Raw genomic sequence first — 19,917 nt, forward strand, 5'->3', positions numbered from 1 at the left:
TGCCCGGTCGGCGCGCGGAGTTTCCGGGACTGGCGACACCAGTGATCAACTACGCGTAATTGCGGTTTTCGGCGACGGAGAACTACAACTACGCGTAGTTGATCACTGAGGTGGGTGGCGGGGCCGGGCCGGGCGGGCCCACCGAGTGCTTGTCCCAGGATGGGGGGACGCGCGGGGCTGGGCCGTGCTGATCGGGGCAGGTGTCGCCGTAACCGTCTGACGGTTTTAGAAGGCGGGGATGAAGGAGTCGTTGCGCAGGATGGGGACCACGTCGGAGACGTCGCGCTGGGCGGCGAGGTCCACGTCCGCCGCGAAGCCCATGTCGCGCAGCTCACCGGCCGAGACGCTGCCCCGGACGGCGGCGCTGATGTCCGGGACGCCCGAGTAGGACGCCAGGGCCACGGCCGCCTCGATCGACAGGCCGCCCGCGGCGTTGACCAGGCCGTCGAGGATCGTGGCCGCGCCCAGCAGGTCCTCCACGGACGGCCGGAGCGTCGCGTTCGGCCAGCGTTCGCCGGCGGCGATGACACCGATGGGCCGGTCCGGAGTGCCGTAGCCCTGGGCCAGCAGCCAGCGGGAGACGGCGCGCGCGTTGCGCAGGCAGCCGGCGACGACGGGAACGCCGGTCGAGCCGGCGGCGGAGCAGATCGCCGAGCCGTTCGGGGACGGCAGGACCAGGTCGGACACGAAGGGGGCGCCAGCGAGCGCCGCCGGTGACAGCGACCAGGGGTGCTGCGGGGTGGCCCCGCGCCGGGCCGCGGCCACGGTGGCCCCGATCCGGCGGGCGTACTCCGCGGCCTGGGTGTCCCACGGGAACGGGTACACCCGGGTGCCGCGGCTGACGGCGATGCTCACGGAGGTGGTGAACGACAGAACGTCCACCACGACCAGAACCGAACAAATCCTGCCGAGTTCGGCGGCGCCGGTCAGCCCCCAGTCGAAGCGGACCCCGCTTCCGGGTTGCGTGACCGGCGCCTCAGCCAACTCAGCCGAACAATCGCGCCAGAGTGCCCTGGTGGGCCTCCGCCAGCTCGGTCAGCGGGATCTCGAACTGACCCTCGATCTTGAGGGACTCACCGCCGGTGGTGCCCAGCACGGTCAGCGGGATGTCCCCGACGACCGCGCGCAGCGCCTCGACGTCCTTGACCGTGACCAGCACCCGGCCGGCCGACTCGCTGAACAGCGCGACGAACGCGTCGCCTTCCAGCGTGACGGTCGCGCCGACGCCGCGCCGCAGCGCGGACTCGGTCAGGGCCTGGGCCAGACCGCCGTCGGACAGGTCGTGCGCGGAGACCAGGTCGGCGGCGCGCAGGGCGTCGGCCAGCTTGATCTCGCCGAGCAGGTCGACCTTCGGCGGCTGACCGCCGAGGTGCTCGTGCTTCACCCACGCCCACTCGGAGCCGGACAGCTCCTCACGGGTCTCGCCGAGCAGGACGATCGTGTCGCCCGCCTCGGCGAAGCCCATCGGGGTGCGCTTCGTGACGTCGTCCAGCACGCCGAGGACCGCGACCACGGGGGTCGGGTTGATCGCGACGGTGCCGGTCTGGTTGTAGAAGCTGACGTTGCCGCCCGTGACCGGGATGCCCATCTCCAGGCAACCGTCGGCCAGGCCGCGCACGGCCTCGGCAAACTGCCACATGACGGCCGGGTCCTCGGGCGAGCCGAAGTTCAGGCAGTCGGACACCGCGATCGGGGTGGCCCCGGTGACGGAGACATTCCGGTACGCCTCGGCCAGCGCCAACTTCGCGCCCTCGTACGGGTTCAGCCGGGTGTAGCGGCCGTTGCCGTCCGTGGCGAGCGCGACGCCGAGGTTGGACTCCTCGTCGATCCGGATCACGCCGGCGTCCTCGGGCTGGGCGAGCACGGTGTTGCCCAGCACGTACCGGTCGTACTGCTCCGTGATCCAGCTCTTGTCGCACAGGTTCGGACTGCCGACCAGGGTCAGCAGCTCGGCCCGCAGGTCGGTCGGCCGGGGCAGGGTCTCGGCCCGGTCGGCCTGGAGCAGGATCAGGTCGGCCGGCTCGCGCAGCGGACGCGCGTAGACCGGACCGTCGTCGGCGAGGCTGCCCGGGGGGCAGTCCACGACGACCTGGTCGTTCCAGGAGATGACGAGCCGGCCGCCCTCGGTGATCTCACCGATGTTGGTGCCGAGCACGCCCCACTTGTCGCAGATCGCCAGGACGGCGTCCACGTTCTCCGGGGCCACGATCAGCAGCATCCGCTCCTGGGACTCGCTGGCCAGGATCTCGTGCGGCTCCATCGACGCCTCGCGGAGCGGCACCCGCTCCAGGTAGGCGCGCATGCCCAGCCCGCCGGCCGCGCTCGTCTCGGAGAGCGCACAGGTCAGGCCCGCGCCGCCGAGGTCCTGGATGCCGACGACCAGGCCGGCGTCGTAGATCTCCAGGCACGACTCGATCAGCAGCTTCTCCGTGAACGGGTCGCCGACCTGCACGGCCGGCCGCGAGTCCTCGGAGCCCTCCTCGAACGTGGCGCTGGCCAGCACGGACACGCCGCCGATGCCGTCGCGGCCCGTCTTGGCGCCCATCAGGATCACCGCGTTGCCGACGCCGGACGCCGTCTTGTTCTGCAGCCGGCTGATCGGCAGCACGCCGATGCTCAGCGCGTTGACGAGCGGGTTGCCCTGGTAGCACGGGTCGAACACGGTCTCGCCGCCGATGTTGGGCAGGCCCAGGCAGTTGCCGTAGCCGCCGACGCCCTGGACGATGCCGTGCACGAGGCGCGGGGTGTCCGGGTGGTCGACCGCTCCGAACCGGAGCTGGTCCATGACTGCGATCGGGCGCGCGCCCATCGCGAGGATGTCGCGGACGATGCCGCCCACGCCGGTCGCCGCGCCCTGGTACGGCTCGACGAAGCTCGGGTGGTTGTGCGACTCGACCTTGAAGGTGACCGCGATCTTGTCGTTCAGTGCGACGACGCCCGCGTTCTCCCCGATGCCCGCGAGCATCTTGTTGTTCTTCGCGACCTTCTCGGTGAACTGCTTGAGGTGCACCTTGCTCGACTTGTAGGAGCAGTGCTCGCTCCACATGATCGAGTACATCGCGAGCTCGGACTGGGTGGGCCGCCGACCGAGGATCTCGCGGATCCGGTCGTACTCGTCGGGCTGGAGACCCAGCGCCGCGTACGGCTGCTCCTCGTCGGGCGTCTTCTCCGCCAGGTCGACGGTATCCGCGGTCATGCCTTGACTCCCAGCGACGCGAGAACGGACGTGAACATCACCAGACCGTCGACGCCGCCGCCGAACGGGCCGGTCAGCGCCTCGGTGGCGTGCTCGGGGTGCGGCATCAGCCCCACGACGTTGCCGGCCTCGTTGCGGATGCCGGCGATGTCGCGCTGCGAGCCGTTCGGGTTACCGTCCAGGTACCGCATGACGACCCGGCCCTCGGCCTCCAACGCGTCGAGCGTGTGCTCGTCGGCCTGGTAGCAGCCCTCGCCGTTCTTCACCGGGATGACGATCTCCTGGCCCTCGGTGTAACCGCTGGTCCACGCGGTCGAGGTGTTCTCGACCTTCAGCTTCTGGTCCCGGTTGCGGAAGTGCAGGTGCGAGTTGCGCAGCAGGGCGCCCGGCAGCAGGTGGGCCTCGCAGAGCACCTGGAAGCCGTTGCAGATCCCCAGCACCGGCAGTCCACCGTTGGCCGCGTCGATGATCTTCTCCATCACCGGCGAGAACCGGGCGATGGCGCCGCAGCGCAGGTAGTCGCCGTACGAGAAGCCGCCGGGCAGGACGACCGCGTCCACGCCCTTCAGGTCCGCGTCGGCGTGCCACAGCTGCACGGCCTCGGCACCGGCCAGGCCGGCCGCCCGGCGGGCGTCGCCGTCATCGAGCGAGCCGGGGAAGGTGACTACCCCGATCTTCACTTCTCGACCCGCACGTCGAAGCTCTCGATGACCGTGTTGGCCAGGAGCTTGTCGGCGATCTCGCGTGCCTTCTCCAGATCGGGCTCACCGGTGAATTCGAGCTCGATCCGCTTGCCGATCCTCACCGAGGCCACCTCTGTGACCCCGAGCCGGGGCAGCGCATTGGCCACCGCCTGCCCCTGGGGGTCGAGGATCTCGGGCTTGAGCATGACGTCGACTACGACGCGCGCCACGGGTCACTCCTGACGTTAATTCACAGCCATTAGCGCCTCAGAGCTTACCGGTCGCCGTGAACCACCACGCCTCTGACCAGCACAGTGACGCCCACCACTGGCTGGTTTCGGAAAGTTGCCGCCATTTCACGCGAACAGCGGCAACATTTCCGCGCTCTTAGCAGCAACTTTCCACATCGTGAACACTGACGCAGGCGCGAAAAGAGGCCCCGGGCGTCGCCCGGGGCCCCGATGTGCGCGTTACAGGATCGCGCCCGGTGCGTAGCTCGTCGCGTCCGGGTGGGAGGCGAGAACCTTCTCGATCCGGGACAGGACATGCGCGACCTGCGCCCCGGCCGCGCCGGTGAACGCCGCCTTGTCGGACACCAGGACGTCGATCTCCGCGCGGGACAGCTTCAGCCGGTCGTCTGCGGCGAGCCGGTCGTACAGGTCGTTGTCCGCCGCGCCCTTCTCCCGCATGCCCAGCGCGACGGCCACCGCGTGCTCCTTGATCGCCTCGTGCACCTGCTCGCGGCCCACGCCCTTGCGCACCGCCGCGACGAGGATCTTCGTGGTGGCCAGGAACGGCAGGTACCGGTCCAGCTCGCGCTCGACGACCGCCGGGTACGCCCCGAACTCCTGGAGCACGGTGAGGAATGTCTGGAACAGCCCGTCGAGGGCGAAGAACGCGTCGGGCAGCGCGACCCGGCGGACCACGGAACAGGACACGTCGCCCTCGTTCCACTGGTCGCCGGCCAGCTCGCCGGTCATGCTGAGATATCCCCGGATGATCACCGCGAGGCCGTTGACCCGCTCGCAGGACCGGGTGTTCATCTTGTGCGGCATCGCCGAGGAGCCCACCTGGCCCGCCTTGAAGCCCTCGGTCACCAGCTCCTGGCCGGCCATCAGCCGGATCGTGGTGGCCATGCTCGACGGGGCGGCGGCGGCCTGCGACAGCGCGGAGAGCACGTCGAAGTCCAGCGAACGCGGGTAGACCTGGCCGACGCTGGTCAGCACCCGCTGGAAGCCCAGGTGGGTGGCGACGGCCTTCTCCAGCTGGTCGAGCTTGTCCGGGTCGCCGAGCAGGTCCAGCTGGTCGGCGCCGGTGCCGACGGGACCCTTGATGCCCCGCAACGGGTACCGGTTGACCAGGTCCTCGATCCGCTCGTAGGCGATCAGGAGCTCCTCGGCGGCGCTCGCGAACCGCTTGCCCAGCGTGGTGGCCTGCGCCGCGACGTTGTGCGACCGCCCGACCATGGTCAGCGCCGTGTACTCCCCCGCCCGCTCGCCCAGCCGGGCCAGCGTCGCGGCGATCCGGCCCTGGATCAGCTTCAGCGAGGACAGGATCTGCAGCTGCTCGACGTTCTCGGTGAGGTCGCGGGACGTCATGCCCTTGTGAATGTGCTCGTGCCCGGCCAGCGCCGAGAACTCCTCGATCCGCGCCTTCACGTCGTGCCGGGTGACCCGCTCGCGTGCGGCGATCGACTCCAGGTCGACGTGCGCGACGACGGCCTCGTAGGCCTCGATCACGCCGTCGGGGATCTCGACCCCCAGCTCCTTCTGCGCCCGCAGGACGGCCAGCCAGAGCTGACGCTCCAGAACGATCTTGTACGCCGGCGACCACAGCTCGGTGAGCTCGGCGGAGGCGTAGCGGTCGGCGAGGACATTCGGGATCTGCACGGCTCCATCCTATGGCTGTGACGCTGCCCACCTGACCAGGGCATCGACCTCCGCGGGAGGTGTCCGGGCCGGGTGCGCCGACGACCGGGCCTGTCCCGGACGCCCGACCACCTTCCGGGACGCCGACGGGCCGACTTCGCTGGGCATCGACCAACTCCCACCGAACGGAGCTCGAAGATGTCCACGTTCACCAAGAGAATCCTCCCCCTCGCCCTCGGGGTCGCCCTCGTCGGCGGCCTGATCGCCGGGGTCGCCGGCACCTCCTTCGCCCAGGGCGACTCGACGGCCCTCTCCGCGAGCCACAGCGAGAGCGTCGCCGACCTGACCGCCGACGCGGAGACCGACCGGATCGCGGCCGAGGCGCTCGCCGCCGCCAAGCCGGTGCCGTGCCCCGCCAGGACCACGGCGAAGATGTGCACGCTGTACCGGGCGGCGCTGACCGCGTCCACGGCCGGCAAATACAAGTGGGACAGCATCGGGTGCTACCGGCAGGACCGACTGCCGTACCACCCGGAGGGCCGGGCGTGTGACCTCGTGTACGGCACCATCGGCAGGCGGGCCGCCGGGGACAACCTCTCCGACGGGACGGCCATGAAGAACTGGCTGGTGAAGAACCACACGAAGTACAAGATCGACCACATCATCTGGCGGGGCGTCATCTACTCGCCCAACGGCAACTGGAAGGGCCACCCGCAGCCGAACTGCAACTCCGGCAAGATCACGGAGTGCCACTACGACCACGTGCACGTGGCGGTGGTCCGCTAGCCGGATCCGAGCGCGGGCGCCGGGTTCCCCGGCGCCCGCGCTGACGTCGCCGGAGGCCACAGTGGATCCCCTGTGAACACGCCGTTCTGGCGAGGCCATTTCAGATAGTGCGACAAACGGGCGCCTGGGTCCAGTGACCAACATTCACTCAACAAGTGACCACTATTCGCGGCCCAGTGACGAGAGTGGAATGGAGAGCAGAGAGGAACCCACATGGACAGCACCACAAAAGTGCCAGTCGGCGGACACCTGCTCCGAGAACTGCTCTGGTGCGGGGCCGTCTGCCACAAGCCGATGTTCGCGGCCGTGCTCGACGGCACGGCCATCTACCACTGTTCCTGCCTCATCGTGGACGCCGAGGCGGTGGACGCGCACGCGTGGCGCCAGTTCGAGCGGGACCATGAATGGCTCGCCGGCGCCGTTCCGCCGCACTGCCGGGGCCACGTGCTCGGGCACGCCACGGGCGCGGTCACTTATCGACCGGTACCCGGTGGCGGATTCGTTCTTTCTTTCGAATCGCGGAACTAGAGACCCGCGTATCCGGCGAGCAGGATGTCGACCGCCTCGGCGAAGCGGTGGTCGAAGTCGAGCCCGACCCCGGTGGTCAGCACCTCGGCGAGATTCGGAAAGGCGCCCAGGTCCCGCCCGTCCAGGTCCGGCTCGCTGCCCTCGTGACCGGGCGTCCGGCCGACCTCGGCGAGCGTGAGGCCGATGGTGAGGGTCGCCAGCACGTTGAGCATGTCCATGGCCCGCCCGAGGGGCAGCCCTGCCGCCCGGAGCCCGCCCAACCAGCCGTCGAGCACGCGTAGACCGTCGGGCGAGTTCAGCGGCCGGGTCGCGGCCAGCGGGAGGATTCCGGGATGGGCGAGCAGGACTGAGCGGAAGCCGTGGGTGAACCGGCGCAGCCAGGGCACCCAGGAATCGTCCTCCGCCGGTGGCGGGCCGGTGAAGGCGAGTTCGAGCGTCCGGTCCACGAGCCCGTCGAGCAGGGCTTCCTTGTTCGGGAAGTAGTGGTAGATGGTCATCGCCTCGACGCCCAGCTCCGCGCCGAGTTTGCGCATGGACAGCGCCGCCAGGCCGTGGCCGTCCACATAGCCCAGCGCGGCGTCGAGGATTCGCTCCCGGGTCAGGCCCTTCTTCACACCGTTACCCCCTTGACTCACCCTTACAGCGTAAGTGAGACTACCTCAGCACACGGCCTTACACCGTAAGATGGAGTCTCCGATGCTGACGACCGCACTGTTCCTGATCCTCGCCGCAGTGGCCTACTTCCTGGTCACCACCCTGGTCGACCTGTATCCGCTCAACAACGTGCGCGGCGCGCGGCGCTCCGAACGGCTTGCCGAGGTGAAGATCAACGCCCCGGTGATGGCACTGCCGGCGCTGTTGCTCGCCGGGGCTGCCGCCTTCCGGCTGCCCTTTCTGGGGTACGCGGCCGGCGCCGTCGAATCCCTCGTCGTCCTCGGCGGCCTGCTGCTGTGGTGGCTGCCCTACCTGGCCGGGATCACCGTGCCGTGGGCGACCACGTCCGCCGAGGTCACCTGGGCCGACCTGCACAGCCGCACCTACGCCCGGACCCTGATCGTCCTGCCGCGGCTGGGCGACCGGCCCCGGCCCAACGTCGAACACATGATCCTGCACGCGCTGATCCTCGCCGCGGCCGTCTGCACGTTCGCGGCGACGGCGGCGCTCTGAGCCCGGCGGCGGTCCGGCCGCTGCCGGTCCGCCGCCCCGCGCGGTGCTACCTGGCGATGTCCGTCCGGTGCTGTTCCCCGTCGAAGCGCACCTTTTCCACCAGCTGGTACGCCGCCGCCCGGGCTCCGGCCACCGAGTCGGCGACCGCCGTGCAGCACAGCACCCGGCCACCGGCCGTGACGAGCGCGCCGTCCGCGCGCAGTGCCGTGCCGGCGTGGATGACGCCCGGGGCCTCGGCGCCGGTGATGACGTCCCCGGACCGCGACGAGGCCGGGTAGCCGGCCGACGCCATGACGACCGCCACCGCGCCGCCGTCCCGCCACTCCAGCGGCGGGTGCTCGGCGAGGGTGCCGGTCGCGGCGGCGGTCAGCAGCCCACCGAGCCCCGTCCGGAGCAGCGGCAGCACGACCTGGGTCTCCGGGTCGCCGAACCGCACGTTGAACTCGATCACCTTCGGGCCCTTGGCCGTCAGGGCGAGACCGACGAACAGGAGCCCCTGGAAGGGGGTACCCCGATCCGCCATCTCCCGGAGCACCGGCCCCACCACCTGCGACATCACGGTCGGCACCAGATCGGCGGGCGCCCAGGTCAGCGGGGCGTACGCGCCCATCCCGCCGGTGTTCGGCCCCGTGTCGCCGTCGCCGATCCGCTTGAAGTCCTGCGCGGGGAGCAGCGGCACACCGGTCAGCCCGTGGCACACCACGAACAGCGAGACCTCCGGCCCGTCCAGGTACTCCTCGATCACCACCCGGCCACAGGCCGCGGCGTGCGCGAGGGCCGCGTCCCGGTCATCGGTGACCACGACGCCCTTGCCGGCGGCCAGCGCGTCATCCTTGACCACGTACGTCGGGCCGAACTCGTCGAGCGCGGCGGCGGCCTGCTCGGGGGTGTCACACGTGTACGACCGCGCGGTCGGCACCCCGGCGGCGGCCATCACGCCCTTGGAGAAGTCCTTGGAGCCCTCCAGCCGGGCGGCCTCGATCGACGGCCCGAAGCAGGCGACCCCGGCGGCGCGGACCGCGTCGGCGACCCCGGCGACCAGCGGCGCCTCGGGGCCGACGATGACCAGGTCGGCGGCGGTGTCCACAGCCAGGGCCGCGACGGCCCCCGGGTCCATCGGGTCGACGGCGCGCAGCTCGGCGAGCGGGGCCATCCCGGGGTTGCCGGGGGCCGCCAGGACGTGGCTGACGGCTGGGTCGAGGGACAGGGCGGTGACCAGGGCATGCTCGCGTCCCCCGGTGCCGATCACAAGTACGCGCACAAGTCGGTAGCCTATGCGGTATCACGGCGATACCATCGAGGGCATGGCCATGACTCTCCGCCTCAGCGAATCCCAGAGCGCCGCGCTCCGGCAGCGCGCCGAGCTCGAGGGCCGCAGCATGCAACAGGTCGCCCTCGACGCCATCGAGGAGTATCTCGTCCGCGCCGCCGACGACGCCACCACCGACGAGCTGGCCGCCCGGGGCGCGCACCGGTTCGCCGAGCTGCTGCGACGGCTCGGGGAGTGACCAGCTACCTGACGCTGGAGCAGACCCTCCGGATCGCCCGCGCTGCCGTCGGCGGCCCCGTGGGAATGCGCGACCTGGGGCTGCTCGACGCGGCTGTGCACCGGCCGCAGGCGACGGTCTTCGGGCAGGACGCGTATCCGACCCTGTTCACCAAGGCCGCCGCGCTGCTGCACTCGATCGCGACGAGCCACCCGCTGGTCGACGGCAACAAACGCCTGGCCTGGTTGGCGACGTACGTGTTCTGCGCCAAGAACGGCGTCGAGCTGGACCCGACCGACGACGGGGCGTACGCGCTGGTGACGGACGTGGCCTCGGGCCGGGTCAACGAGGTGGCGGCGATCGCGGCGACGTTGGAGTCGTTCATCCGCCGATGACGGGCCGGGGCCTCGCCAGGGTCCCGACCCGGTCCCGACGTCAGCGGCGCGGGATCAGCTCGTGGATGACGACGTTCTCGTCCCGGCCGGGGCCGACGCCCACGATGCTCACCTTGGTGCCGCACAGCTCCTCGATGCGCTTGATGTAGTTCTGCGCGTTGACCGGCAGGTCCGAGAACACCCGCGCCTTGGAGATGTCCTCGTCCCAACCGGGCAGGTACTCGTACACCGGCGTCGCGTGGTGGAAGTCCGTCTGGGTCATCGGGATGTCGTGGTGGCGCACCCCGTCGACGTCGTAGGCCACGCAGATCGGCACCTGTTCGATCCCGGACAGGATGTCGAGCTTGGTGACGACGAGGTCGGTGATGCCGTTGAGCCGGGTCGCGTACCGGCCGATGACGGCGTCGAACCAGCCGGTGCGGCGTTCGCGGCCGGTCGTCGTGCCGTACTCGCCACCCGTCTTGCGGATGTGCTCGCCCATCTCGTCATGCAGCTCGGTCGGGAAGGGCCCGGAGCCCACCCGCGTGGTGTACGCCTTGGTCACGCCGATCACCTGGGTGATCCGGGTGGGCGGCACGCCGGCCCCGACGCAGGCCCCGGCGGAGATCGGGTTCGACGAGGTGACGAACGGGTAGGTGCCGTGGTCCATGTCGAGCATCGTGGCCTGCGCGCCCTCGAACAGGACGATGTCGCCCCGGTCGAGCGCGTCCCAGATCAGGGTGCGGGTGTCGACGATGAAGGGCGCGATCCGCTCCGCGTAGCCGAGGTACTCCTCGAGGACCGACTCCAGGTCGATCGCCTTGCGGTTGTACACCTTGGTGAGGATCTGGTTCTTCTCGCGCAGCGCCAGCTCGAGCTTCTTGCGCAGGATGCCCGGGTCGAGCAGGTCCTGGGCGCGGATGCCCATCCGGGCGACCTTGTCGCCGTAGGAGGGGCCGATGCCCCGGCCGGTGGTGCCGATCTTGGCGGAGCCGAGGTAGCGCTCGACGACCCGGTCCAGCGCGCGGTGGTGCGGCATGACCAGGTGCGCGTCGCCGGAGATCCGGAGCCGGGGCGTGACGTCCATGCCGCGCTCGGCCAGGCCGTCGATCTCGGCGAGCAGGACCTTCGGGTCGATGACGACGCCGTTGCCGATCACGATGATCGCGGTGGGGGAGAGCGCGCCCGACGGCAGCAGGTGCAGCGCGTACTTCTGGCCGTCCGGGGTCACCACGGTGTGACCGGCGTTGTTGCCGCCCGAGTAGCGCACGACGTAGTCGGTCTGACCGCCGAGCATGTCGGTGATCTTTCCCTTGCCTTCATCGCCCCACTGCGCGCCAATAAGAATAATTGCTGACATATGTCCGCCCCTAACCCGCGCCGCAGCCTAACCGATGCGGATGAAAGGCTAACCCACGAACTGACGAAGGGGGTCCCGGTGAGCGAGGTCATCATCCTCACGTTGGGTGACGGTGCAGGCGGCTGCTGCGATGACGGCGGGTGTGGGACGCGTACTCCCGTGCTGCACTGCCGCGACGCGCTGGTCGCCGCGGGCGCTGAGGTGACGCTTGTCACGGCGAACTCCGACGCGGAGATCGACGCCGTACTGGAGTCGAACAAACGGCTGGTCGTCGCGGCGAGCACCGACGGGGAGCTGCGGGCGGTGCTCCGCCGGCTCGTGAAGCGCTACGCCCCGGCCCCGGGGAAGCGCACCGCCGACCTGCCGGCCGACCGGACGGTCCCGGACCTGCCCCCGGTCGGCATCCTCCCGCTGGACGCCTCACCCCTGGTGACGCTCCTGGATCTCCCCAAGGACCCGGCGGCGGTCGCGGCGGCGGTCGTGGCCGGCGCGTTCCGCCGGCTGGACCTGCTGCGCACCGACGCCGGCTCGGTGACCCTGAACGGGGCCCTGCTCGGTACCACCGACGAGAGCGGCCGGGCCGTGACCTGGCAGGCGGGCGTCGAGGTGGACGACACGGTGCTCAGCGACGGCACGGAGCCGATACTGGCGGTGGCGATCGCGAACGGCTCGGGCTACGCCACCTTCGACGGCCTGCCCCTCGCCCCGGGCGCGGTCCCCGACGACGGCCTGGTCGACGTGGCCGTCGCCGTGAGCATGGTCTCCCGGGGCCTACTCGGAAAGACCAGGGCCCGCATCGAGGTACGCCGCGCCCGCGGCCGGGCTGTGGGCATCACCCCGAAGGCCGACGGCCTGCCGTACCTGGACGACGGAGTAGAGGGAACCATCCCGAAGCGGCGCAACTGGTGGATCGAACGCGCCGCCTGGGCGGTGTATGTGGGGACCCGCTGAGAACGAATCTGGACTGCACATCCTGGAGAGCCGCAGGGCCCGCCCTAGCGGCCCTCCGCGATGCTTGCCAGATTCGCCCTCAGCGGGCCACTTCGCCTTAGATCAAGAGCGAAGAGCATTTTGTGTTACACGCAGGGTGTGACCGGCGCGCGTCAGCACATCAGCCGGTGAGGGCATCCCCAGCCGCGGGATCACAATCACGGAGGAACTGGGCACAGCGTGCCGCCTCGTCCGACTCGCCGATCGCGTCAGCCGCCCGGCCCAGGGCGTGCAGGGCGCGCAGGAAGCCCTGGTTGGGCTCGTGGTTCCACGGCACCGGGCCGTGCCCCTTCCAGCCGGCGCGCCGGAGCTGGTCGAGGCCGCGGTGGTAGCCGGTGCGGGCGAAGGCGTAGGACGTGACGACCTCGCCGGCCTGGTAGGCACGGTCGGCGAGCGCCGCCCAGGCGGCACTCGACGTCGGGTACTGCGCGGCGACGGTCGACGGGTCCTCACCGGCGGCCAGCGCGGCGGCCGGGCCGGTCTCGATGTCGAGCAGGGTTTCCGGCACTCCGGGCATCAGATTCTTCATCGCACCATTGTCTGGTAGGAAACTACGGACTCTTAACCGAACGGTTGAGACGTGCATCACGCGGACGGCCAGTAAAAGGTGAGCGTCCGGCCGGTAACGCCCAACCGGCCCGGGGCGATACAAATATAACTCCGGAGCCTCCCCAGGACCGGTAACGCAGCCCGGCGTTCCGACAGTGACGCCGGGCTGTTCCCTGTCCGGGCCCGGCGCTACGCCCCGGTGATGATCGCCAATGCCTCGTCGATGTCGTCCGTGACCAGGACAAGGTGCGACCGGTCCCCGCCCGGAGTGCCCGTGAGCAGGGTGCGGAGCAGCGCCGGGGCCGGCACGTCCTCGGTCCAGTAGCGCGTGCCGAGGAACACGAACGGGCCACTGGGGCCGTCGGTGGCATAGAAGGTCTTCGTCGCGGCCTGGAAGACCTCCTGCACCGTGCCGGCCTTACCCTCCGCGAACACGATTCCGCCCCGGGCGAGTCGGAGAATGATGTCCTCGCGCAACGCGTTGCTGAAATACTTGGCGATCTTGGCGGCGAAGAGATTCGCTGGTTCGTGGCCGTACAACCAGGTGGGAATGGCCAGTCCGCCACCGTCCGACGGAAATTCCGCGCGAAGATCCAGAGCCTTTTTCGTGTACCGGTCGTGATCCCGGAAATCCGGTGCCGTCGCCAACTCGTCCACGGCGGCCGACAGCGCCGCCCCGTCCGGCAGGTACGCGCCCAGGTTGGCCGCCTCCATCACCCCGGGGCCGCCACCGGTGACCACGAGCGCGCCCTGGCGGGTGAGCCGGTGGCTGATCTCGGCGGCCTGCCGGTACCCCCGTGATCCGCGCGGCTCGGCGTGCCCGCCCATGATGCCCACCACGGGGCCGCCCGGCCGCAGGTGGCGCCACTCGGCCATGGCCTCCTCGAGCGCGTCGTCGATGCCGGCGTCGTGCAGCCGCTGGGCGATCGCCGTGCGCACGTCGGGGGTCGCGCCGCCCTGCTTGACGAAGTGCCGGTAGACGACGGTGTCGTACATGCCCTCGAAGCCGTCCTGGGCGAACCCCGCCGCGAGGTCCTCGGCCGTGTACAGCCCCGACGGGTGGGTGGAGAACGGCGCGTCCGGGAACGGCGGGATGACCGCCGCGCCCCGGCGGACCATCTCGGCGGCGATCTCGCGGTCCCGGAAGTGGCAGCCGACGAACAGGGTGTCGGCGAGGGCCACGCCGGACAGGTCGACGCCCGACAGGTCCAGGCCCTGCAGGGTCAGGCCGGACAGGCTGCCGTGCTCGACGTACGGGGCGAGCTCGGCGAGGGACTCGATCTCATCGGGGCTGTAGGCCATGCCCACCATCATCCACGGCGGACGGTGCCCCGGCGCGGGTCAGCCCTCGTAGTCCTCACCGGCGTCGGGGATGAGTTGGGCCTGCTCGATCGCGTCGGCCTCGGGGGTCTCGATCCCGATCACCGGCTCCTCCTCGGGCAGCGTCTCCGCCTCGAGGGACTCCTCCAGCACGTCGGACTCCTCCTGCGCGTCGAGATCCGAGATTTCGTCACGGGCCATATGCCCACAGTACGGGCCGAGCGCGACGGCGGGGTGGCACTGCGGAATACTCCGGGTGGAGGGACAGCGCGGTCTCGCGTTTCGATCTAGACAAAAGGAGCAGTAATGCCCATCGCTTCTCCCGAGGTGTACGCCGACATGCTCGACCGCGCCAAGGCCGGCGCGTTCGCGTACCCAGCGATCAACGTGAGCTCCTCGCAGACCCTCAACGCCGCGCTCCGGGGCTTCGCCGAGGCCGAGTCCGACGGCATCATCCAGGTGTCCACCGGCGGGGCGGAGTACCTGTCCGGCCCGACGGTCAAGGACATGGTCACCGGCAGCGTCGCTTTCGCCGCGTACGCGCACGAGGTGGCCAAGAACTTCGGCGTGAACATCGCGCTGCACACCGACCACTGCCCGAAGGACAAGCTGGCCGGCTTCGTCCGCCCGCTGCTGGCGATCTCCGCCGAGCGCGTCGCCCGGGGCGAGAACCCGCTGTTCCAGTCGCACATGTGGGACGGCTCGGCCGTGCCGCTGGACGAGAACCTGCAGATCGCCCAGGAGCTGCTGGCCCAGGCCGCCGCCGCCCGGATCATCCTCGAGGTCGAGATCGGCGTCGTCGGCGGCGAGGAGGACGGCGTCGTCGGGGCGATCGACGAGAAGCTGTACACCTCGGTCGAGGACGGGCTGGCCACGGCCGCGGCGCTGGGCGTCGGCGAGAAGGGCCGCTACATGGCCGCGCTGACCTTCGGCAACGTGCACGGCGTGTACAAGCCGGGCAACGTGAAGCTGCGGCCGGAGATCCTGAAGGAGATCCAGGACGCGGTCGGCGCGAAGTACGGCAAGGACAAGCCCTTCGACCTGGTGTTCCACGGCGGTTCGGGCTCGCTGCTCTCCGAGATCCGCGACGCGCTCGACCACGGCGTGGTGAAGATGAACATCGACACCGACACCCAGTACGCGTTCAGCCGCCCGGTCGCCGCGCACATGTTCCAGAACTACGACGGCGTGCTGAAGGTCGACGGCGAGGTCGGCAACAAGAAGCAGTACGACCCGCGGGCCTGGGGCAAGGCCGCCGAGGGTGGCATGGCCGCCCGGGTCGTCGAGGCGTGCGAGCACCTGCGCTCGACGGGGACCACGTCCTCGAAGTAGCACTCTTCCGCAAGGGGGCGCCGGTCGGCTGACCGGCGCCTTTTCGCGTCCCGGCGCGGTATCCGGGCTGGCCGGGTGCGGTCGGGACAGGCTCGGCCGGGCGGACGCCTGGCGTGACGGCCCGGCTGGCGCTGGGCTGGGTGGCAGGTCAATCGACACCTCCCAGGGAGTACCCGATGAAGGTTCTGCAGAAGTTCGCCCCCGTCGCCGCCGCACTGGCCCTCGCCGCCGGCCTGGTCGCCGGGATCGCCGGCGCCGCCAACGCCGCGGACGCCGGCTACCCGGACAAGGCCCCGGTGGCCGAGTCGCTCACCGAGGAGAGCTTCGACGCGGTGGCGGCCGAGGCGTCCAGCGCGGCGTCGGCGTTCGCGAAGAAGGCCGGCAAGGCCGGTCAGGCCGGCGACCGCGCCTACGGCGTACCGGCATCGGTCACCGCCGCGCAGGCCATCCTCGAGTCCGGCTGGGGCAGGAGCACCCTGGCCAGCAAGTCGAACAACTACTTCGGCATCAAGTGCGTGAACAAGAAGCCGGGCCCGATCGCGAAGAGCTGCAAGGCGTACAGGACGAAGGAGTACGTCAACGGCAAACCCGTCTATGTCACCGCCTACTTCCGGGTGTACGCGAACATGTCCGACTCGTTCAAGGACCACGCGCTGTTCCTGAAGTCCAACAGCCGTTACAAGGCGTGCTTCGATGTGAAGGACAACTCCTCGAAGTTCGCCCAGTGCCTGCAGAGCAAGGGCTACGCCACCGACCCGAACTACGCGAAGACCCTGATCAGCCTCATGAAGACCTACAAGCTCACCCAGTACGACGTGCGCTGACGGTCACGGTGTGACGGGTGTCGCACGCGCCCGCGAGTTCTTCTCACGCCCCGGGTAACCTCGGGGCGTGAACCTCGCAGACAAGACTCAGGCCGCCCTCGACGGCCTCGGATTCAACCCGCTCAACGCGAAGGACTGGCTTCAGGCCATGGGCCCGTTCGCCATGATCGGCGTCTGGTTCATCATGTTCGCCGAAACCGGCCTCCTGGTCGGATTCTTCCTGCCGGGTGACTCGCTGCTGTTCCTGGCCGGGGTCGCCTCCTCCGACGTGGCGCTCGAGATCGTCGGCACCAAGATCTCACTGGTCGGGCTGCTGATCGGCGCGCCGATCGCCGCGATCGTCGGCGCGCAGCTCGGCCACCACCTGGGCGCGAGGTACGGGCGGAAGCTGTTCGAGAACCAGAAGTCCCGGCTGTTCCAGAAGCTGTTCAAGCCGGAGTACATCGAGAAGGCCGAGCACTACTTCACGAAGTTCGGCCCGAGCAAGGCCGTGGTGCTGGCCCGGTTCATCCCCATCGTGCGCACCGTGCTGAACCCGGTGGCCGGGATGCTGGGCATGCCGGCCCGGCAGTTCTTCGTGTGGAACGTGCTCGGCGGCGTGCTCTGGACCGACGGGATCATCCTCGGCGGCCACTTCCTCGCCAAGCAGATCCTCGACAGCATCGGCGTCGAGAATGTCGACAAGTACATCCTGCCGTTCATCTTGGTGATCGTGTTGATCTCGATGATTCCGATCTTCATCGAGATCATCCGGAACCTGCGCGAGCGCAAGCGCGCCAAGGCGAATATCGGCTGAACGCACAAAAGAAGGAGGCACCCGATCCGGGTGCCTCCTTCTTTTGTTTGTTACTAGCGGGTCTTGCGGCCACCACGCTTGCGCGGCGGGGTCAGCAGCTCGGCGACAGCGCCGATCGCGGACGGCACCAGGCGGTAGAAGGCCCACACGCCGCGCTTCTCGCGCTCGAGGAGCTGGGCCTCCGTGAGGATGCGCAGGTGGTGGGAGACGGTCGGCTGGCTCAGCCCCAGGGGCGCGGTCAGGTCGCACACGCACGCCTCACCGTCCGGGGACGACTGGATCAGGCTCAGCAGGCGAAGCCGAGCCGGGTCGGCGAGCGCCTTCAGCACGCCAGCAAGGCGCTCGGCATCCGCACGCTCCAGAGGCTCGCCGGTGAGCGGCGACAGGTTGGGCATCATTTTCTCGGCCACGGCGGCACCCACGTGCTTCATCCTTCCAACACTACTATCGATTTGAATAGATATTCACAAATCCAGATCAGCGGCTTCTCGTTAGAGAATGCCACGCGGAGCGGTCATCGACCCTGTGTGTCGCCTCACGCTCATCTAGAGAGCTAACGACTGTCGGCCGATAGGTTGACGGCCTACTCACAGGAAACATCGTAAACCACCGATCTGGGTCAAGCCTATCCGGATCAGGACAACCCTAGATCTTTCAGGGTGTACGCGGCGCGACAGTCCAGCCCAGCGGCCCGGATCGTGTCCCCGGCACCGCGGTCCACAATCAAGGCCACCCCGGCCACGACCCCACCGGCCTCGCGGACACCCTCCACCGCGGTCAGCGGGCTACCGCCGGTCGTCGAGACGTCCTCGACCACCAGCACCCGTTTCCCGGTGACGCTCGGACCCTCGATGCGCTGCTGCATACCGTGCGCCTTCGCGGCCTTGCGGACCACGAACGCGTCGATCGGCCGGCCGGGCGCGTGCATGACCGCGCCGGCCACCGGGTCGGCGCCCAGGGTCAGGCCACCGACGGCGGCGTAGTCCCAGTCGGACGTCAGATCGCGCAGCACGCGACCCACCAGCGGGGCGGCGGCGTGGTGCAGGGAGATGCGGCGCAGGTCCAGGTAGTAGTCGGCCTCCAGACCGGAGGAGAGCACCACCTTGCCGTGCACGACGGCCAATTCCTTGATCAGCTGAAGCAGGTCGTCACGGTCGGTCATAGTGATGAGCTTACGTACCTGCGTCGCGCGACTTTCCCCGGGTGTCCCCTGCCAGGCGATACATCAGGGTCGACGGCAAGTGTCGCAGCAGGAACACCGACACCTTGTACTTCACGCTCGGTATCGACACCAGCTTCCCGCGCCGGAAGTCCCGCAGTCCGTCGCGGACAACCTGCTCCGCCGAGAGCCATGACCACGACGGCTGGCCCTTCTTCGAGATGCCCGCCCGGTCGTGGAACTCGGTGTGGGTGAAACCGGGGCACAACGACATGACGTGGACCCCGCGCTTGCGCACCGACAACGCGATCGACTGGCTGAAGTTGGTGACCCACGCCTTCGACGACGAGTACGTCGAGCCGGGGGACAGCACGCCGAAACCCGCCACCGACGACACGTTGATGACCCCGCCCGAGCCCTGGGCGACCATGTGCGGCAACGCCGCGTGCGTCAGACGGAGCACCGCCTCGACGTTCAGCCGGAGCATCCGGCGCTCGTCGGCGTAGTCCACCTTGACGAAGGACGTGTTCAGGCCGATGCCGGCATTGTTGACCAGCAGGTCGACGCCTTCGGCGAGCCGGTCGGCCACGGTGGAACAACCGGCCTCCTCCGCCAGATCCGCCGGCAGCACCTCGACGACTCTGCCGTGCTCCGTGCGGAGCCCCTCGGCGAAGGACTCCAGCCGGGCCGCGTCGCGGGCCACGAGCACCAGGTCGTAGCCGTCGTGGGCGAGCTGGCGCGCGAACTCCGCGCCGATGCCGGCGGTCGCGCCGGTGATGAGAGCGGTGGGCACGCTGCTCAACGTAGCGTGCCCACCGTCGTTTGTCTTAGAACTGCTCCGTCGGGGGAATCCACTCCGCGACCGGCTTCTTGAAGTACGCGTTCGCGGCCGGCAGGGCCAGCATGATGATCGCCGCGAGCAGCGAGATCGCGATGAGCGCCTGGACGGTGACGCTCACCGGCACCAGCCAACCGGGCTGGGCGTCGAGCATCTTCGTGTAGGCGTCACGCTGGGCGCCCTCGGGGATCGAGTCCTTCAGGGCGCCCTGCAGGCCCACCGAACCGGCGCCGCAGACGCAGCACAGCGAGGCGATACCGGCGAACACCCAGGTCAGGATGCGGGCGACCTGCTTGCCCTGCGAGGTGTAGAACGCCAGCGCGACGAAGCCGAGCGCGATGACGGCGTTGATGACGACGCCGACGACGCCGCCGATCTGCTGGAAGTTCTTCATGGGGCCGCCGCCGCCGGGCATCGACTTGTAGTACTCATCGGCTGCGGCCTTGAACTCGTCGTTCTGGCCGACGAGGCTGACCACCGCGTAGATCAGGATCAGGAGGGCGACGATCGCCAACAGTCCGGACGCGGCCGTGACGACGCTGGGCCGCTGACGCGCGGGCTGAGCCGGCGGCTGCGAAGGAAACTGAGTCATAGGTGAACCGTAAAGGACTCGTACGACGGATGGGTCCCGCTGGGGAACGAGACGCCCTCCTTCCCCAG

At 69.6% G+C, this 19,917-nt stretch carries 24 protein-coding genes; 9 read left to right on the forward strand and 15 right to left on the reverse strand.

Annotated features, from left to right (window positions below; all coding sequences use genetic code 11):
- Positions 1 to 225: 225 nt before the first annotated feature.
- The 5 genes from IW245_RS28045 to purB all read right to left on the reverse strand — a co-directional run bounded on the left by IW245_RS28045 (position 226) and on the right by purB (position 5,768).
- Positions 226 to 984 (reverse strand): 2-phosphosulfolactate phosphatase, encoded by a 759-nt coding sequence (locus tag IW245_RS28045; RefSeq protein WP_197006145.1) that lies wholly within the window; start codon positions 982 to 984, stop codon positions 226 to 228.
- A 1-nt stretch (position 985) separates the two neighbouring features.
- The gene (gene purL / locus IW245_RS28050; RefSeq protein ID WP_197006146.1) at positions 986 to 3,196 is read right to left on the reverse strand and encodes a phosphoribosylformylglycinamidine synthase subunit PurL; all 2,211 of its coding nucleotides are present in this window, start codon (positions 3,194 to 3,196) and stop codon (positions 986 to 988) included.
- On the reverse strand, positions 3,193 to 3,876 hold the full coding sequence (purQ, locus tag IW245_RS28055) for a phosphoribosylformylglycinamidine synthase subunit PurQ (RefSeq protein ID WP_197006147.1): 684 nt from the start codon (positions 3,874 to 3,876) through the stop codon (positions 3,193 to 3,195). The genes purL and purQ overlap by 4 nt, the downstream gene beginning before the upstream one ends.
- A complete protein-coding gene (purS, locus tag IW245_RS28060) occupies positions 3,873 to 4,109 on the reverse strand; it encodes a phosphoribosylformylglycinamidine synthase subunit PurS (protein ID WP_197006148.1) in 237 nt (78 codons plus the stop codon). The genes purQ and purS overlap by 4 nt, the downstream gene beginning before the upstream one ends.
- Positions 4,110 to 4,349: 240 nt before the next feature.
- Entirely contained in the window at positions 4,350 to 5,768 is a 1,419-nt protein-coding gene (gene purB, locus IW245_RS28065; protein WP_197006149.1) for an adenylosuccinate lyase, read from the reverse strand.
- Positions 5,769 to 5,945: 177 nt separating this feature from the next.
- Here purB and IW245_RS28070 point away from each other — a divergent pair, with 177 nt between their 5' ends.
- Together IW245_RS28070 and IW245_RS28075 are read left to right on the forward strand one after the other, a co-directional pair.
- Positions 5,946 to 6,533 carry a VldE C-terminal domain-containing protein gene (locus tag IW245_RS28070; protein WP_197006150.1) on the forward strand — a complete coding sequence of 196 codons (588 nt, stop codon included), beginning with the start codon at positions 5,946 to 5,948 and terminating at the stop codon, positions 6,531 to 6,533.
- A 213-nt stretch (positions 6,534 to 6,746) separates the two neighbouring features.
- On the forward strand, positions 6,747 to 7,061 hold the full coding sequence (locus IW245_RS28075) for a hypothetical protein (protein ID WP_197006151.1): 315 nt from the start codon (positions 6,747 to 6,749) through the stop codon (positions 7,059 to 7,061).
- Here the strand turns inward: IW245_RS28075 and IW245_RS28080 are convergent.
- Positions 7,058 to 7,696: a TetR/AcrR family transcriptional regulator gene (locus tag IW245_RS28080; protein ID WP_197006152.1), complete on the reverse strand. Its 639-nt coding sequence runs from the start codon at positions 7,694 to 7,696 to the stop codon at positions 7,058 to 7,060. The genes IW245_RS28075 and IW245_RS28080 overlap by 4 nt on opposite strands.
- A gap of 61 nt (positions 7,697 to 7,757) precedes the next feature.
- Here IW245_RS28080 and IW245_RS28085 point away from each other — a divergent pair, with 61 nt between their 5' ends.
- The gene (locus tag IW245_RS28085) at positions 7,758 to 8,228 is read left to right on the forward strand and encodes a hypothetical protein (protein ID WP_197006153.1); all 471 of its coding nucleotides are present in this window, start codon (positions 7,758 to 7,760) and stop codon (positions 8,226 to 8,228) included.
- A gap of 46 nt (positions 8,229 to 8,274) precedes the next feature.
- Here the strand turns inward: IW245_RS28085 and purD are convergent, their stop codons facing one another.
- On the reverse strand, positions 8,275 to 9,489 hold the full coding sequence (purD, locus tag IW245_RS28090) for a phosphoribosylamine--glycine ligase (RefSeq protein WP_197006154.1): 1,215 nt from the start codon (positions 9,487 to 9,489) through the stop codon (positions 8,275 to 8,277).
- Between the two features lie 43 nt (positions 9,490 to 9,532).
- Here purD and IW245_RS28095 point away from each other — a divergent pair, with 43 nt between their 5' ends.
- Both IW245_RS28095 and IW245_RS28100 read left to right on the forward strand, forming a co-directional pair.
- Entirely contained in the window at positions 9,533 to 9,736 is a 204-nt protein-coding gene (locus tag IW245_RS28095) for a ribbon-helix-helix protein, CopG family (RefSeq protein WP_197006155.1), read from the forward strand.
- The gene (locus IW245_RS28100) at positions 9,733 to 10,110 is read left to right on the forward strand and encodes a type II toxin-antitoxin system death-on-curing family toxin (protein WP_197006156.1); all 378 of its coding nucleotides are present in this window, start codon (positions 9,733 to 9,735) and stop codon (positions 10,108 to 10,110) included. The genes IW245_RS28095 and IW245_RS28100 overlap by 4 nt, the downstream gene beginning before the upstream one ends.
- A 40-nt stretch (positions 10,111 to 10,150) precedes the next feature.
- Here the strand turns inward: IW245_RS28100 and IW245_RS28105 are convergent, their stop codons facing one another.
- Positions 10,151 to 11,449, reverse strand: coding sequence for an adenylosuccinate synthase (locus IW245_RS28105; protein ID WP_197006157.1), 1,299 nt, complete (start codon positions 11,447 to 11,449; stop codon positions 10,151 to 10,153).
- 78 nt (positions 11,450 to 11,527) lie between these two features.
- Here IW245_RS28105 and IW245_RS28110 point away from each other — a divergent pair, with 78 nt between their 5' ends.
- On the forward strand, positions 11,528 to 12,400 hold the full coding sequence (locus tag IW245_RS28110) for a diacylglycerol kinase family protein (protein WP_197006158.1): 873 nt from the start codon (positions 11,528 to 11,530) through the stop codon (positions 12,398 to 12,400).
- 160 nt (positions 12,401 to 12,560) lie between these two features.
- Here IW245_RS28110 and IW245_RS28115 read toward each other — a convergent pair whose 3' ends face one another.
- The 3 genes from IW245_RS28115 to IW245_RS28125 form a co-directional block, all read right to left on the reverse strand.
- Complete coding sequence (locus IW245_RS28115) at positions 12,561 to 12,968, reverse strand: DUF3151 domain-containing protein (protein ID WP_197006159.1); 408 nt, start codon at positions 12,966 to 12,968, stop codon at positions 12,561 to 12,563.
- Between the two features lie 209 nt (positions 12,969 to 13,177).
- Entirely contained in the window at positions 13,178 to 14,290 is a 1,113-nt protein-coding gene (locus tag IW245_RS28120) for an LOG family protein (protein WP_197006160.1), read from the reverse strand.
- Between the two features lie 39 nt (positions 14,291 to 14,329).
- Complete coding sequence (locus IW245_RS28125) at positions 14,330 to 14,509, reverse strand: hypothetical protein (protein WP_197006161.1); 180 nt, start codon at positions 14,507 to 14,509, stop codon at positions 14,330 to 14,332.
- Between the two features lie 105 nt (positions 14,510 to 14,614).
- On the opposite strand from IW245_RS28125, the gene fbaA reads away from it, so the two are divergent.
- From fbaA to IW245_RS28140, 3 genes are all read left to right on the forward strand, one after another.
- Positions 14,615 to 15,640 (forward strand): class II fructose-bisphosphate aldolase, encoded by a 1,026-nt coding sequence (gene fbaA / locus IW245_RS28130; RefSeq protein ID WP_197006162.1) that lies wholly within the window; start codon positions 14,615 to 14,617, stop codon positions 15,638 to 15,640.
- 176 nt (positions 15,641 to 15,816) lie between these two features.
- Positions 15,817 to 16,464 (forward strand): glucosaminidase domain-containing protein, encoded by a 648-nt coding sequence (locus tag IW245_RS28135; protein ID WP_197006163.1) that lies wholly within the window; start codon positions 15,817 to 15,819, stop codon positions 16,462 to 16,464.
- 67 nt (positions 16,465 to 16,531) lie between these two features.
- The gene (locus IW245_RS28140; RefSeq protein WP_233472899.1) at positions 16,532 to 17,260 is read left to right on the forward strand and encodes a DedA family protein; all 729 of its coding nucleotides are present in this window, start codon (positions 16,532 to 16,534) and stop codon (positions 17,258 to 17,260) included.
- 53 nt (positions 17,261 to 17,313) lie between these two features.
- On the opposite strand, the gene IW245_RS28145 is transcribed toward IW245_RS28140, so the two are convergent.
- The 4 genes from IW245_RS28145 to IW245_RS28160 all read right to left on the reverse strand — a co-directional run bounded on the left by IW245_RS28145 (position 17,314) and on the right by IW245_RS28160 (position 19,849).
- On the reverse strand, positions 17,314 to 17,691 hold the full coding sequence (locus IW245_RS28145; protein WP_197006164.1) for an ArsR/SmtB family transcription factor: 378 nt from the start codon (positions 17,689 to 17,691) through the stop codon (positions 17,314 to 17,316).
- A 203-nt stretch (positions 17,692 to 17,894) separates the two neighbouring features.
- The gene (pyrE, locus tag IW245_RS28150; RefSeq protein WP_197006165.1) at positions 17,895 to 18,422 is read right to left on the reverse strand and encodes an orotate phosphoribosyltransferase; all 528 of its coding nucleotides are present in this window, start codon (positions 18,420 to 18,422) and stop codon (positions 17,895 to 17,897) included.
- Positions 18,423 to 18,432: 10 nt separating this feature from the next.
- Positions 18,433 to 19,212, reverse strand: a complete 780-nt coding sequence (locus IW245_RS28155) for an SDR family NAD(P)-dependent oxidoreductase (RefSeq protein ID WP_197006166.1) — start codon at positions 19,210 to 19,212, stop codon at positions 18,433 to 18,435.
- A 34-nt stretch (positions 19,213 to 19,246) separates the two neighbouring features.
- Positions 19,247 to 19,849, reverse strand: coding sequence for a hypothetical protein (locus IW245_RS28160; protein ID WP_197006167.1), 603 nt, complete (start codon positions 19,847 to 19,849; stop codon positions 19,247 to 19,249).
- Between the last annotated feature and the right edge of the window lie 68 nt (positions 19,850 to 19,917).

The organism is Longispora fulva, from assembly GCF_015751905.1.
Classification (GTDB): Bacteria; Actinomycetota; Actinomycetes; order Mycobacteriales; family Micromonosporaceae; genus Longispora; species Longispora fulva.